This is a genomic window from Candidatus Nitronereus thalassa, assembly GCF_032191465.1.
Classification (GTDB): Bacteria; Nitrospirota; Nitrospiria; order Nitrospirales; family UBA8639; genus Nitronereus; species Nitronereus thalassa.
In genome coordinates this window covers 1328537-1342783 of sequence record NZ_JAQOUE010000001.1, presented here as the reverse complement: position 1 = coordinate 1342783, position 14247 = coordinate 1328537, and the positions used below count along the sequence as shown (strand labels likewise).

At 49.6% G+C, this 14247-nt stretch carries 15 protein-coding genes; all 15 read left to right on the top strand.

The window, feature by feature from the left end:
• The first annotated feature begins 48 nt into the window (after positions 1-48).
• Complete coding sequence (locus PPG34_RS06100) at positions 49-489, top strand: flagellar export protein FliJ (protein ID WP_313832262.1); 441 nt, start codon at positions 49-51, stop codon at positions 487-489.
• A 3-nt stretch (positions 490-492) separates the two neighbouring features.
• On the top strand, positions 493-1119 hold the full coding sequence (locus PPG34_RS06095) for a MotE family protein (RefSeq protein WP_313832261.1): 627 nt from the start codon (positions 493-495) through the stop codon (positions 1117-1119).
• Between the two features lie 42 nt (positions 1120-1161).
• Positions 1162-2631 carry a hypothetical protein gene (locus PPG34_RS06090; protein ID WP_313832260.1) on the top strand — a complete coding sequence of 490 codons (1470 nt, stop codon included), beginning with the start codon at positions 1162-1164 and terminating at the stop codon, positions 2629-2631.
• Between the two features lie 64 nt (positions 2632-2695).
• Positions 2696-3361, top strand: a complete 666-nt coding sequence (locus tag PPG34_RS06085) for a flagellar hook assembly protein FlgD (RefSeq protein WP_313832259.1) — start codon at positions 2696-2698, stop codon at positions 3359-3361.
• 39 nt (positions 3362-3400) lie between these two features.
• A complete protein-coding gene (locus PPG34_RS06080; protein ID WP_313832258.1) occupies positions 3401-4738 on the top strand; it encodes a flagellar hook protein FlgE in 1338 nt (445 codons plus the stop codon).
• Positions 4739-5143: 405 nt separating this feature from the next.
• Complete coding sequence (locus PPG34_RS06075; RefSeq protein WP_313832257.1) at positions 5144-5653, top strand: flagellar basal body-associated FliL family protein; 510 nt, start codon at positions 5144-5146, stop codon at positions 5651-5653.
• Between the two features lie 108 nt (positions 5654-5761).
• The gene (gene fliM, locus PPG34_RS06070; protein ID WP_313832256.1) at positions 5762-6742 is read left to right on the top strand and encodes a flagellar motor switch protein FliM; all 981 of its coding nucleotides are present in this window, start codon (positions 5762-5764) and stop codon (positions 6740-6742) included.
• 92 nt (positions 6743-6834) lie between these two features.
• Entirely contained in the window at positions 6835-7257 is a 423-nt protein-coding gene (gene fliN, locus PPG34_RS06065) for a flagellar motor switch protein FliN (protein ID WP_313832255.1), read from the top strand.
• A gap of 56 nt (positions 7258-7313) precedes the next feature.
• Positions 7314-7685 carry a flagellar biosynthetic protein FliO gene (gene fliO / locus PPG34_RS06060; protein WP_313832254.1) on the top strand — a complete coding sequence of 124 codons (372 nt, stop codon included), beginning with the start codon at positions 7314-7316 and terminating at the stop codon, positions 7683-7685.
• A 34-nt stretch (positions 7686-7719) separates the two neighbouring features.
• A complete protein-coding gene (gene fliP, locus PPG34_RS06055; protein WP_313832253.1) occupies positions 7720-8478 on the top strand; it encodes a flagellar type III secretion system pore protein FliP in 759 nt (252 codons plus the stop codon).
• 130 nt (positions 8479-8608) lie between these two features.
• A complete protein-coding gene (gene fliQ, locus PPG34_RS06050) occupies positions 8609-8878 on the top strand; it encodes a flagellar biosynthesis protein FliQ (protein ID WP_313832252.1) in 270 nt (89 codons plus the stop codon).
• Positions 8879-8884: 6 nt separating this feature from the next.
• Complete coding sequence (gene fliR, locus PPG34_RS06045) at positions 8885-9670, top strand: flagellar biosynthetic protein FliR (RefSeq protein ID WP_313832251.1); 786 nt, start codon at positions 8885-8887, stop codon at positions 9668-9670.
• The gene (gene flhB / locus PPG34_RS06040) at positions 9663-10745 is read left to right on the top strand and encodes a flagellar biosynthesis protein FlhB (RefSeq protein WP_313832250.1); all 1083 of its coding nucleotides are present in this window, start codon (positions 9663-9665) and stop codon (positions 10743-10745) included. Before fliR ends, flhB begins: the two co-directional genes overlap by 8 nt.
• 6 nt (positions 10746-10751) lie before the next feature.
• Positions 10752-12851 (top strand): flagellar biosynthesis protein FlhA, encoded by a 2100-nt coding sequence (gene flhA, locus PPG34_RS06035; RefSeq protein ID WP_313832249.1) that lies wholly within the window; start codon positions 10752-10754, stop codon positions 12849-12851.
• Positions 12841-14199, top strand: coding sequence for a flagellar biosynthesis GTPase FlhF (flhF, locus tag PPG34_RS06030; RefSeq protein ID WP_313832248.1), 1359 nt, complete (start codon positions 12841-12843; stop codon positions 14197-14199). Before flhA ends, flhF begins: the two co-directional genes overlap by 11 nt.
• Positions 14200-14247 lie beyond the last annotated feature (48 nt).

Below are 14247 nucleotides of genomic sequence, written 5' to 3'. Positions count from 1 at the left end.
GTTTCAGCAGGTCAATTCTTTCCGAGTAGGAAATAAATTCATAGGTCAATGATGAATTGGGGCACGATTGTTCGATTTCGGAAGCAGGTGGAAGACATGATCAAAGAAGAATTAGCCTTGGCAGAATGGGAAAAAAGCCAAGAAATTACGAAACAAGAGATTCTTCGGGAAGATCTTGAAACCATTTCTTCGGAATTGGAACGAAACTTGCCTCATGGCATTGCAGGTTCGTTTACAGAGGAACGGTATCGATGGTTAGAAGAAACCAGTCAACGCTTAGAACGGCAGGCCTTGGTGCTTGGAGTCCAAGAGAAAAAAATTTCGGAATTGCAAGACAAGTTGAAGGATGCCTATCACTCACGGCGGATTATTGAAATGATTATGACCAAGAAACATGCAGACCGACAACAACGAATCATGAGGCACGAGCAAAAAGAACAAGATGACCTTGCAGCTTTGCGGGTCCTTGCCGTTCGGGAGGGTGCTTAACCCGTGGCTCTTTCACGTATCATGAAAATTTGGATGGGATTGGGGTTGGCCTTGTTGGTATCAGTGGTGGTGCCGGTATACGGAACAGGAAGCGAGGAAGTGACCTCGCCAACTGATCCTGAAGCCAAGAGCTCCTCGGCAGTCGAAGCCACGGATCCTCCTTCAGAATCATCTGAGGAAAATGATTCGAATGAAAAGTCAACGGAGTTGACCTTAGTTGAAAAACTCCAAACGCGGCTGCAGCAAATCGAAAAACGGGAAGAACGTATTCAAGATGATGAGCAGCGGCTTGCGGCGCTGCGTCGAGATTTAGAAGCCTTGGCAACACGGCAAGAAAAGGCCATCGCTGAGGCAATGGCGATTCGCGAATCGCAAAAATCTACAGAGAAAACTGATCAATCCCAAGAATCATTGAAGCACTTGATTAAAGTGTATGAGGCCATGGATCCGGAAGAAGCCGCCCTTCGCATCAGTGAGATGAATGAACCTTTAGCGTTAGATATTTTAGCGGGCATTAAAGATAAAAAGGCGGCTGGAATGTTGGCGAGTATTGAACCCGTGAAAGCTGCAAAGTTAACGCAAGGGTTGCGGCACTATCATAAGAGGAAGCGGGAAGCAACGACTCCATAATTAAAAAGAATACTTGGACTTGTCGCATACGCGTAACGTGATATGAATCTCATTCCCACACCAGTTGTGCCAAAAGTGTCAGTAGCGAACTCTCAGCCAGTGGGAGGAGGGGCGCTGTTGACGAAAAGTGGGGCTGTGGATCAGTCCGCAGGAACCTCTTTCCCAGCAGCCCTGGCCCAAGCAAATCAACAGGCGCCAGCATCCAAGGTCCTACCTAATGGGAAAATCCAGTCAGAAAAATCCACATTGCCATCTCTAGAAACAACTGAAGAAGGCGGGAGGGCATATCCTCAACATGGGGAGGGCGAGGGGTCACTGGTGACACTTCTGGTTCCCATTAATCAGCACGTTGGTGAGGGTAAAGGAATTCCGCAATTGCCGCTTAATGGGAATGCAGGAACTCTCGCAACAACATTGAATTCTCAGATTAGTTCGACGGACGTAAATTCTTCATCGGTAGTAGCGGCTCCAACAGCCTCTGCCTTGCTTGAGAGTGGACTTGAAAGTGTGGAGACGACGCCTCAAGAATTTCAGTCAACTTCCCTTCCTTCTGCGAAAAATATTAAGGGAGGAGAACCTACCTCCCAGGTTCTTCCAAATTCCTCGCAACATTCTACGCAGTCTACAGTGCCCTCAACTGGGCAAATCCGACCGGAGGTATTTACCGGAAGGTCGAATGGGCCTGAAGAGCCGTCACTGGTCTTTCCCCGAGAGCAGTCCTTGCCTCTCCAATCAGGCAGCAGGGCTCCAATCCCCAATGTCCCGCTATCATTTGTGAATGGAGGATTTCAGCAGGGGCAGGCGATCATTGACCCTGTGAATACGGGCCAGTTTTCTCCGGCAATTCAACAACCTCTTCAAGGCTCGTTCACTCCCGTGTCTTCCACTTCCCCAGTGACCGTTCAGGAAGCCATTGCCAATTCTCATTTATCCGGCGGAGGGCTCGGTGAGGGAGAGACCGCTGAAAATGAATTTGGTGCGGGAGATCACCGGGAAAATGCAGGAGCTTTTGCCAATAAACACCAAGCTTCCAAGCAGATCTTCGGTGGCTTTTCGATTGCGACAGAGTCGGGAAGTGATTTTCGTATCGGGGAATCGGTATCTTCTGGCCGAACTGATACGATGGTAGATCGTTCCCGTATGATGAACGTACTTTCCCCTCAGCGCATGCAAATGGAAGTGATGCTTGCGGATGAAACCAAAGTGCAAGTGGATGTGGCAGTCACGCAACACCAAGTGTCGGCCCAGTTAGTGACGGATCAATTGATGCTCAGGAATCTGGCGCTTCAACATGAACCGCAATTAGATGCGCAACTGGCATCTGCGGGTCTGGAACTCAAGCAGTTTGGCGCCGAAGTGAGTGAACATGGGTTGTTTGGGCAGCACCTGTCCGATTCCTCTTCCCCAGAGTTTTCAGGCGGAGGAGGGAGCGAAGCTGAGGAATTGCCAAATTCAGATATCCCAGTCGGTGCAGGGGTGGAGGCCGATGGCCGTGTGCATTTTGTGGCGTGATCCTTTTTTGTCCATTGGTGTGCATGAAAGGTTGATGAGAAACACATAACCAGGCGAGGGCAACATGGAAGTCAATAGTGTCATTGAAAATCTGGGACTCACTCGCAATTTAAATGAACCAACCACGGCTTCACAGGAGCTTGACCAAAATACGTTCCTGCGGTTGTTTATCACTCAGTTGGAAAATCAAGATCCCCTCGATCCTACCGCGAATGAAGAATTTGTGGCTCAGTTGGCCCAATTTAGTTCTCTGGAACAGGCAACCCAAACCACATCGCTTCTTGAACAACTAATTGCCCAAGGGAATGAGCGAGGGCGTTTGGAATCCGTCAGTCTCATAGGCCATGAGGTGTTGGCGACGGGGAATACCGTGGAAATTGATAGTGATGGCGAAGGAAATGTGGTGTATCAATTAACGGGAGAGAGCGCCTCTGGAACCCTCGCGATTATGGACTTGGGAGGAAATTTAGTCAGGACAATAAACCTTGAAGCCCAAGGCGCTGGCCAACAAACTGTGAAATGGGATGGTTTGAACAATCAAGAGGAGCCGGTTCCGCCCGGGGTATATCAATACATTGTGAATTCGATCAATGCCGACGGGAAAAGTGTTGGAGTCACAACCTTTCTGAGGGAATCGGTGAAGAGTGCCACCTGGGTAGGTGGACAAAGTGAACTAGTTTTGGCCAGTGGGCGGTCATTATCCACGGATGATGTGATATCAGTATTTTAATCTAATAGGCGTAAAAGTCTTTTTAAAGAGAGGTGAATCATGGGACTCCAGTCAGCATTTTTTACCGCGATCAGTGGAATTAGTGCCACGGGTCGCGCGCTAGGCGAAATTGGCAATAATATCGCCAACGCCGAAACCTCGGGGTACAAAGCCAGACGGGTATCGTTCGGTGATCTCTTTGGGGCGACGATTGGTGGTGGTGGAACCTCCACCGCAGTGACAGAGGGACGGGGTGTCAGTGTTATCGGGGTCGATGCCCTTTTCTCTCAGGGTTCCTTGGAAAGCACTTCCAACTCTTTGGACTTGGCCGTCGATGGTGATGGATTTTTCCATGTCCAGGATGCTAACGGAAGTAATTTCTATACTCGTGACGGGCAGTTTAGTGTTAACACGGCTGGACAAATTGTCAATTCCAAAGGATTTATCTTACAGGGGTTTCAGGCAGATTCGAGTGGAACTATTCTTGGAACGACGGGCAGTCTAGTCCTGTCGACCACACAAGAGCCGGCTTCCCCTACCACCACGGTTGATGTTGGGGCCAATTTGGACGCGTCGTCGACTGCAACAACATTCTCTATTGCCAACCCAACAGGAACCTCACAATTTAGTACAGGAATTACGGTGTTTGATTCGCTGGGAACGGCCCATGATTTAACCGTTTACTTTACGAAGACCGCCAATTTAACCTGGAATTATAATGTCGTGGCGCCATCAAGTTCGGTGACAGTCGATGCCTCGGCGTTATCCGGGACGAATGCCTTGATTTTTACAGGGTCCTTAACTTTCACGACATCCGGAGCATTGGATACGGAAACGTCTGTGGCCTATTATGATGCTTCTTCAGCATCTGCAGGGGGAATAGATTTTACCGGTGGTGCGGCTGCAGATCAAACCATCACATTCGATTTTGGAACGAGCATTACAACCGATAGTGGTGGGTCGACTGCAGGCTTAGATGGTACGACTCAGTTCGGAGCAACATCCAGTTTGCTTACCTTGTCCCAAGATGGGCAAACCAGCGGAACGCTCACCGGTACGTCCATCAGTGATACCGGTATTATTGTTGGTCGATTTTCGAATGGGACCACTCGGAACCTTGGACAGGTCGCGCTCGCCCGATTTACCAATCCCAATGGGCTTGATGCGGTTGGAGGAAACTTATTCATTGAGTCTGCCGATTCTGGGGCTCCTCTGACCGGGGGGCCAGGGTCAGGAGCTTTTGGAAACGTGGTGGCGAATACGTTGGAGTCCTCAAATGTAGATTTAGGAGACGAACTCGTCAACATGATTCGAATGCAACGATCGTTTCAAGCCAATTCGCGAATCATTACCACCACGAATGATCTCTTGGGAGAACTCGTAAATCTTTCTCGATAACTCCTTTCGCAGATACTATCAGTTGATGAAGGGGACTTTTCTTCGTGAGAAGAAAAGTCCCCTTTTCAATTTTTGAATGCCGAACAGGAATCATCAACCTCACAGGTATCGTTTCTCAAGTTGGTGAATTGGGCCTGAATGATCTTCAAGAGAAGGCGTGTTTCGGTAACTCTGTATTGAGGTGTCAGAGTTTCCACTCGTGTGACGAGAATTCTGACACATATTCCCCACTACCTGAAAAACTTCAGTACGGTTCCTTGAGATTTTCACGCACTTTTCCAAGGGTTTTCTGCATTGAGAACGTATCTCCCTGTCAAGAAATTGAGAATGTCTTTGGCATGAAGGTTGCTCTATTTGAAGTAAGGCTAAGTGGGACCATTGAACGTGTAAGAGTGAGGACATGCTATGGCAGATGATGCAGAAAAAGGTGAAGAGGCAGTTTCCGGTGGCATAAACAAGAAGCTGTTACTACTAATCTTATTGGGTGTGCTCGTTGTTGGGGGAGGAGCCGGGTTCTTTTTTATGTCTGGAGGAGAGCCGGAAAAAACAGCCAAGGCCCATAATGATGAGGATGGTGAGGTTGAAGCGACAGCGGACTCGGAGCCTGGCTTTGTTGGGCCGGTGATAGACTTAGAACCGTTTGTGTTGAATTTAGCCGATAGAGATCAGCTCCGGTATCTCAAGGTTTCCATTAAAGTGCAATTGGATCGGCCAGAAGAACAAACGGATTTTACGGCAAAACAGCCTGCCATTCGTGATGCCCTGCTTGTGCTTCTGACGAGTAAGGAGTCAAGAGCCTTACGCACCGTGGATGGAAAGATGTTGGTGCGTGATGAAATTGGAGGGCGGGTAAATACGATCATGAAAAAAGGAAAGGTCAAGCAAGTCTTCTTCACAGACTTCATAATTCAATAAGTGGCGCGGCGGGTAACGCGTTATGCGTGAAGTGTTGGAATAACCTGTCACGCGGTTTCTTTCACGTATCATTCTTCAAGGATAACACCTCAGGATTTTTAGACATCCATGGAAAAAATTCTTTCACAAGACGAAGTTGATGCCCTACTTCGAGGAGTCACCGGGGGAGAAGTTGATACGACCCCCGACCCGGAAGAACCTACCGATGGTCCGGTCCCGTATGATCTTGGCAACCAAGAATGGATTGTTCGGGGGCGAATGCCAACCCTGGACATTATCCACCAACAGTTCGCGCGGTTGTTTCGGATGGGGTTGGGTGATGCGCTACGGAAACCCGTTGAAGTCACTGTCACCAACCAGGCGGTCATGAAGTTTGGTGATTTTATAAAACGGCTGCCTTTGCCGGCGTTTTTAACCATTCTGTCTATGGAGCCCCTTCGAGGATTTGCTCTCATGGCCACGGATGCTCAAACGGTCTATTTGTTGGTTGATCACTTTTTTGGAGGATCAGGGCAGACGCATGTGAAACCTGAGGGTCAGGATTTTACTCTGATCGAACAGCGAGTGATGACCCGGGTGACGGCGATGGCTCTGGGGAATCTGGCGAAAGCCTGGGAGCCGGTGCATCAAGTGGATATTAAGGCGGTCCGTTCTGAGATGAATCCGCAATTGGCTGCAATCGTCATACCCTCAGAAATCGTAATCGTCATCACAGTGGGTATTGAGTTAGGCGATGCCGTAGGGGACATGCATCTGTGTATTCCGTATGCGATGTTAGAGCCGCTTCGGGAAAAGCTGCAAACCAGCTTCCAGAGCGATATGTATGAAGTGGATCAAGGATGGGTTGCTCGGTTTTGCTCACGAGTTCAAGAAGCCACCGTCACCATGAATATTGAATTGGGTTCAACCACAATCGCGATTGAAGACTTGTTGAATTTTTCCGCCGGTGACGTGGTGGTCTTGGAACAGGCCGCGAGCCAACCATTACTTGCGAGCATTGAAGGGACTCCAAAATTTTTAGGATTTGGGGTGAAACAAAATGGCGTTCAGCAATTTCGGGTGGAAAAAATATTGCTGCCTCCCGAATAGGTTATCCCAGTATGAAGTTGGTGGTGAATATACAACCGGAGAATCGAAAAGAAATTAATTACTGTCTCAATCCTGATTGGTGAGGAATGGCTATGAGTGATGATGTCGAAGAAGTGGAAACAGGGTCCACCGAAGCAGCAGGAGCCAATGCCGTGATAGAGGCCGATGATGGTGAGGATGAAAAACTCACCAAGGTCACCACGACGAAACCGACGAAAACCGGAAAAGGAGGATCGAAGTTGTCGAGTGCGGATTCGGAAAAAATGGATCGTATTCTAGATATTCCTTTGGTGTTGTCCGCTCAACTAGGTTCTTCGCGAATGCTGGTCAAGGAATTGCTTCAGCTGGGACCAGGGTCGGTCGTGGAGTTAGATAAATTGGCCGGTGAGCCCCTGGAAGTATTGGTGAATGATAAATTGGTGGCGCGAGGAGAAGTGGTGATGGTGAATGACAAGTTTGGCGTTCGGTTGACGGATGTGGTGAGCCCAACAGAGCGAGTCCAAAAGTTACGGTAGGAAAGACGTGAGGCGTATTTTGAATTTCGTACCATGAGGTGCGAACAAGGGGGAGTATGGATTTTGCGACTGAGGCAATAAAAATGGCCGGGGCTCTGATAGCCGTATTATTGCTCATGGCTGGAGCAGCCTTAGTCGTAAAACGATTTCTCGGGGATCAACGAGCCATAGGCGGAGGGCCGGCGTTACGTTTGATGGGCGGGCTACGATTAGGACCGGGAAAATCAGTTGTCCTTGTTGAGCTTGCCGGGGAAGTGTTGGTTTTAGGGAGCACGGCCAAAGAACTGACGCTTCTCACTCGAGTGGACGATCCACGCCGCATTGAACAACTTCGACCAGGAACGGGGTTGGGACTTCCATCGTTATCATGGCCGGCAGTGTTTGCAAAAGAAAAATTTCGAGTCGTGGGGCAGAGGACAGAAACCTAAACAATTTATGAGGTTGTTATTTAAAAAATTGTCTATGTCAAAAACACCATTCATTGTTAGTGCGAGTCTGTGTCTGGTTCTCGGGTTGGTGGGAGTGGAGGTATGGGCGCAAAGTTCCCAGAGCACGGCCTTTAATGTCGATGTGATAGGGCCGGAGGGGCCTCAGTCATATACAGTCGGCATCAGAATCATGCTGCTGCTGACTGCCCTGACTTTGGCACCGGCATTTATCATGATGATGACGTCGTTCACTCGCGTTGTGATCGTGCTGGCCTTGGTTCGTCAGGCGATGGGTACGTTGCATTCCCCTCCCAATCAGGTGGTGGTGGGGCTGGCCCTATTTTTGACCTTATTTATTATGACTCCCGTGTGGGAGCAAATTCAGGTTCGTGCCTTAGACCCGTACATGCAAGACCAACTTTCACAAGAAGATGCTCTGCTCCAGGCCATGGATCCGATTCGGACATTCATGTTGAAGCAGGTGCGCGAAAAAGACTTGGAATTATTTGTGAATTTGTCAGGGGTAAGTGTTCCCGAAGGTCCAGAGCAAATACCCCTGCGCGTGCTTATCCCGGCATTTGTCACGAGTGAATTACGCACGGCATTCCAAATTGGATTTCTGATTTATATTCCGTTCTTGGTGATCGATATGATCGTCGCCAGCATTTTGATGTCCATGGGCATGATGTTGTTGCCTCCGATCATGATTTCTTTGCCATTTAAATTGATTTTGTTTGTCTTGGCAGATGGATGGTTTCTGATTGTCGGTTCGCTCATGGAGAGTTTTAACTGAAGATCGTGAAGCGAAAATACATGAAGGTAGGGAAGATGAATAGCCGCGATGGCACTCCAAAGGCCATGATGAGATGTGTTTCACGTTTACCACTTCACGCCTCACGTCTCACGCTTGACGGGGTTAAACGTTGACACCGGAAACGGTTTTAGATGTGGCGCAATTAGCGATTGAGACCACCATGTTGGTGGCTGGTCCTATGCTGATTTTAAGCTTAGTCGTCGGCCTGTTCGTAGGTGCATTCCAGGCGATGACGCAAATCAATGAAGCCACCCTTACGTTTGTTCCAAAAATTGTCATGATCTTTCTCGTCCTGTTAATCGGCTTCCCATGGTTTATGAAGGTGTTTCTGGGATTCATGACAGGGTTGTGGGGAAATATCCCTAGCTATATTAGGTAATGTACCGTGGCAAAGTTTGAAATTGGTCTTCAAGAGTTTTGGGGGTTCGTGTTGGTGTTAGTCCGAACGGGGGGCATATTGTCGGCGTTTCCCATCATATCTTCCCAGATGGTGCCCATGAGAGTTCGGGCGGGCATGGTGTTGGCGGTGACCCTTGCCTTTGGTCCTCTCGTCGCCCCCACGTTGCAGCCTGATTGGTTGGAACCCTTGAAGTTAAGTTTGGGGTTAGCGTCGGAATTATTTATTGGGGTGTTCTTGGGATTTGCGACACGATTGTTATTAGCCGCAGTGGAAGTGGCCGGGAGCATCATGGGGTTTCAATTGGGATTTGGTATGGCGGTTCAATTAGATCCTGTGACGCAAGTGGAAGTTCCGGTGCTGGGAAGTTTTTTAGTCATGATTGCCTCGCTTCTCTATTTTGTGGTGGATGGGCACCATTTGTTGCTGCTCGCGTTGGGTTCGAGTTTTGCCTTGATTCCTCCCCTTGGGGCGCAGTTTCATCCGCCGTTATTGGTGGATGCAGTGGATCTCATGCAGCGGACCTTTAATTTTGGGGTCAAGCTGGCGATTCCATTGATCGCTGTTACCCTATTCATTTACCTGGTGCTGGGTATTCTTGGGAGAATCATGCCTCAGATGAATGTCCTGTTTTTGGGATTTCCATTGACCATCAGCGTAGGGCTTCTCGTGTTGGGATTTGGGTTGCCCCTCTTTTCCTCCTTGTTTCAGCACACCATCTTAGAATTACAAGGAGTGTTGACGGGGTTGTTACAGGAGATGGGTCGTGGCTGAGAATGAAGATGGGATGGAGAAATCTGAACAGCCAAGTTCGCGGCGGCTGGAAAAAGCACGTGAAAAAGGCCAGGTGCCTTCGACCAAAGAATTTAGTCCTGTTGTCGTGCTCTTTGGCGCCATGGGCATGATAGCGATGTGGGCGCCCTTGGCTTGGCAGCATATTCAACGGACGAGTACGGATTGGTTTGCTACGGCTGGTGTCCGGGCCATCACGACGGATACTTTTTATGCCCTAATTGTCAACATGGTGGAAAACGGGATGGTTATTGTTCTGCCCTTTGCGGTGGTATCGATGACGTTGGGAGTGTTGGCGACGCTTCTTCAAACTGGACCGCTATGGATCGAGGATGGGCTTCAGCCAAAAATTTCCAAACTCAATCCGGTGGCGGGTCTCAAGAGAATTCTTTCTCTTCGAGGCGTAGTTGAGTTGGTGAAATCGCTCATGAAGTTGGCCATTCTGTGTGGGATTTCCTATTTCATTATTGTGGCGCATTTTGAGGAAATTATCGAATTGCCTGGGTTGTCCGTAGGAGAAATTTTTCAACGGGTCGGGCGAATCTTATTTCAATTGGCCCTGTCGATTGGATTGGTCTTATTGGTGTTGGCTGTGGCCGATTTTGCCTATCAGCGGTGGCAATTCACCAAAGACCAACGCATGACAAAACAGGAAGTCAAAGATGAAATGAAAGACGTAGAAGGGAATCCTTTGATTCGCTCCCGTCGCATGAGTTTGCAACGGGACCGTGCGCGGCAACGAATGATGCAAACCGTCCCCAATGCGGATGTGGTGATTACCAACCCGACTCATCTTGCCGTCGCCTTAAAATATAATCCCGACCAATCGGATGCGCCGATGGTACTGGCGAAAGGCGCAGGGTATGTGGCCGAACAAATTAAACAGGTAGCTCGATCGGCAGGCATTCCGATCGTGGAAAACAAACCGGTGGCGCAAGGCTTGTATAAACTTGTGGAAGTTGGACGAACGATTCCCGCGGACTTATATAAAGCCGTGGCAGAAATTTTGGCCTATGTCTATCGATTAAAACAGGGGCCTGAAGGGATGGCAGGGTAACACACGATGGCAGTGTCTTCGACCATAGAAAAACCGGGTGCCATGTTCGGGTCGTATAACGATTTCCTGTTGCCGATGGGCGTCATTGGCTTATTGATGTTGATGCTGGTCCCGTTGCCGCCGTTGCTGCTCGACCTGTTTCTGTCCTTTAGCATTACGCTGGCCATTCTGGTGTTGTTTGTAACCATGAATGCGAAACGACCAATTGATTTTTCCGTATTTCCTTCCGTTCTGCTTCTGGTGACGCTCTTTCGGTTGGCTCTGAATATCGCCTCCACGCGAGTCATTCTTTTGAATGGCAGCGAAGGGATGTCTGCGGCTGGCGAGGTCATCAAATCATTCGGTTCCTTCGTTGTGGGTGGGAATTTTGCCGTAGGGATCGTGGTTTTTTCCATCTTGGTTATCATTAACTTCGTCGTGATTACCAAAGGCGCGGGTCGTATTGCGGAAGTTGCGGCGCGGTTCACATTGGACGCCATGCCGGGAAAGCAAATGAGTATTGATGCGGATCTCAATGCTGGCTTGATCGATGAAGCGACGGCGCGTCGTCGTCGTGAAGACATTGCCGAAGAAGCTGATTTTTATGGGTCCATGGACGGTGCCAGTAAGTTTGTCCGTGGGGATGCCATTGCTTCCATTATTATTATTCTCATAAATATTGTCGGTGGATTGGCCATCGGGGTGCTGGAGTATGGCATGCCTTTAGTGGAAGCCGCACATACCTTTACGCTACTGACGGTGGGAGATGCCTTGGTTGCTCAAATTCCGGCCCTCATTATTTCCACCGCTGCCGGTATCATCATTACGCGGGCGGCCTCCTCCACTAATTTGGGAGAACAAATCACCAAACAAATATTTGTTAATCCCGATTTGATTGGGATGGTGGCCGGCATTCTTTTCCTACTAGGGCTCACTCCTGGCCTACCACATTTTGCCTTCCTGTTGTTGGGGGCCATGGTGGCAGGATTGGCCTATGCTCTCAAAGAGCACCAGAAAACAGCGGCAGTCAAAGAGAAGGCCGCTGCACCAAAAAAGGGTGAAGAAGGGGCCAAGGGAGATGCTCCCGATGTCGTAACCCCTCCTGATTTACTTGAGCTTCACGTTGGGTATGGATTGGTGCCCTTGGTGGATGTGGCGCAAGGGGGGGAGCTCCTGGAACGTATCCGTGGCATTCGAAAACAGACTGGCCAGGAGCTAGGTTTGGTCGTTCCGCCTGTGCATATACGGGATAATCTTCAACTGCGTCCCAATGAATACAGCATCATGTTAAAGGGCGTACAGGTGGCCAAAGGAGAGGTGGTCCCGAGGCATTTATTGGCGATTAATCCAGGTCAGGCCACGGGAGAATTAGAGGGCAAACCAGCGCAAGATCCATGTTTTGGATTGCCGGCGGTATGGATTTCTTCTCAAACCAAAGAGAAGGCTCAAGTTGAGGGATACACGGTCGTGGATTGTGGCTCGGTGATTGCAACGCATCTGACCGAGATCATTCGAGCGAATGGGTATGAACTGATTGGTCGCCAAGAGGTCCAGAGTTTGTTGGAGAATATTGCCAAAACGCATCCGAAGGTCGTGGATGACTTAATTCCCACGTTGTTGCCCCTAGGAACGGTTGTAAGAATTTTGAAAAATCTTCTGAAAGAACGCGTGTCTATTCGCGATTTGCGAACGATTCTTGAAAGCGTGGCAGACTATGCCACACAGGTGAAAGATCCTGACGTGTTAACGGATTATGCGCGGCAAAGCTTGGGTCGAACGATTACGAGTCAATTCATCACGCCTGATGGGTTGCTGCCGGTGATTAGTTTAGACCCTGGGCTGGACCGACGGTTAGTTGACGCACTGCGGCCAAGTCCGACAGGGGAAGTGCAATCCATGAGCCCAACCTTTGTGAACACATTTTTGGAAAATGTGCGTCGATCCATTGAACGAGTCATTACGCGAGGCTATCAGCCTGTGTTGCTGTGTTCGCATGTGATCCGATCCCATGTGTATCGCCTGGTGGCGCCCAGTGTGCAGGCGTTGACAGTGCTTTCTCCAAATGAAATTGATGTCAAAGCCAAAATTCAAGCCATTGAAGTGGTGAGGATGCCAGATGAAGCTTAAACGATTTGAAGCATTAACTCTTCAGGAAGCCTTAGGCGCGGTCAAGGCGGAACTCGGTTCTGATGCCGTCATCGTGTCGACTCGGCGTATTAATAAAGGCGGGCGATTTCTCGGGTTGCTCAGTCAGCCCATGATTGAAGTGACGGCGGCGGTCGATCGAGGGGCAAGCCCCAAGGAATCTAAGAAAACCGTCGATGATCAAAATCGCCGAGTATCGATGCCGGTAAAGCCAAAAGCGGAACCTGAATTTGTCGCGGAGAGGCATTGGTATGAAAGTTCAACCGAAGCGGAACCGCTAGCCAATCCTTCGTTCGGGGAACACCTCAAGGTTGCCGCTTTGCTTGATCCCGTGAATCAGCAGATCGCCGATCTTCGGGAAGAAATGAAAGAGTTGCGAAGTGGGGGATCCGATCCAGATACCGTCATTGGGCCGATTCGCCGGGAACTCGAATCGTTTCGCGCCCTGATGGGAGAGGTATTGGCCGATCGATCGGCTCATCGGCTCGCGACGCTTCCCAAAGATATGACCATGTATCATGAAGCCCTTGTGGCTGCCGGCATTCATTCGTCGTTGGCGGCGAATCTTGTTCGGACGGTGGGAGAAACGGTGGGCTCCGGGGGAACGGTCAGCGACGAAACTATCGCGGAGTTATTGCGAGACCAAATGGAGCAAGTCGTTTCCACATCAGGACCATTGGTGACTCCTGGAGGACTGCAAAAAGTTGTGATGCTGGTGGGACCGACGGGAGTCGGGAAAACCACCACCATCGCAAAACTGGCCAGTCATTTCATGCAAAGCCCCACGCGGATTAAAACCGTGATCGTGACCCTTGATACGTATCGAGTGGCGGCTGTTGAGCAACTTCGGGTCTATGCGCGAATCCTCAAAGTACCTGTTGAAGTAGCGGTCACTCCAGCGGAATTGCCGATGTGTATTGCGAAGCATCCGGATGCGGGCTTGGTGCTGGTGGATACCGCTGGGCGTAGCCCACAAGATCCAGCTGGTGCACGCGAGCTTGCAGCCATTGCCGAACAAAAATTGGCACTGGAAACTCATTTGGTGTTGTCGGCTCCGACGGACCTCACCGTCCAGGAAGAAATTGTTCGTCGGTATAGCCGTATTCCAGTGCATCGTCTACTACTGACCAAATTGGATGAAATGCCTCAATTAGGAAGATTGTTCAACCTCATCCATCAAACGGGGCTTCCGCTTTCCTACCTTTCCATGGGGCAGCGCGTACCTGAAGATTTGGAGCAAGCGACGAAGAAGTCCATTTTGGATCGCATCGACCTGGCTGCTGCCTGGGAACAGGTATCAAGTCAACATGCTGGGGTGGAAGTGGCGTAACGCGTCACACGAGATGCCGATAATGGTTAATGCCAACCATCACACTAC

Bases quoted from the DNA above. Each gene is read 5' to 3' on its own strand.
- PPG34_RS06100 (WP_313832262.1), top strand. From the start codon at position 49: ATGATGAATTGGGGCACGATTGTTCGATTTCGGAAGCAGGTGGAAGAC.
- PPG34_RS06090 (WP_313832260.1), top strand. From the start codon at position 1,162: ATGAATCTCATTCCCACACCAGTTGTGCCAAAAGTGTCAGTAGCGAAC.
- PPG34_RS06085 (WP_313832259.1), top strand. From the start codon at position 2,696: ATGGAAGTCAATAGTGTCATTGAAAATCTGGGACTCACTCGCAATTTA.
- PPG34_RS06080 (WP_313832258.1), top strand. From the start codon at position 3,401: ATGGGACTCCAGTCAGCATTTTTTACCGCGATCAGTGGAATTAGTGCC.
- PPG34_RS06075 (WP_313832257.1), top strand. From the start codon at position 5,144: ATGGCAGATGATGCAGAAAAAGGTGAAGAGGCAGTTTCCGGTGGCATA.
- fliM (WP_313832256.1), top strand. From the start codon at position 5,762: ATGGAAAAAATTCTTTCACAAGACGAAGTTGATGCCCTACTTCGAGGA.
- fliN (WP_313832255.1), top strand. From the start codon at position 6,835: ATGAGTGATGATGTCGAAGAAGTGGAAACAGGGTCCACCGAAGCAGCA.
- fliO (WP_313832254.1), top strand. From the start codon at position 7,314: ATGGATTTTGCGACTGAGGCAATAAAAATGGCCGGGGCTCTGATAGCC.
- fliP (WP_313832253.1), top strand. From the start codon at position 7,720: ATGTCAAAAACACCATTCATTGTTAGTGCGAGTCTGTGTCTGGTTCTC.
- flhA (WP_313832249.1), top strand. From the start codon at position 10,752: ATGGCAGTGTCTTCGACCATAGAAAAACCGGGTGCCATGTTCGGGTCG.
- flhF (WP_313832248.1), top strand. From the start codon at position 12,841: ATGAAGCTTAAACGATTTGAAGCATTAACTCTTCAGGAAGCCTTAGGC.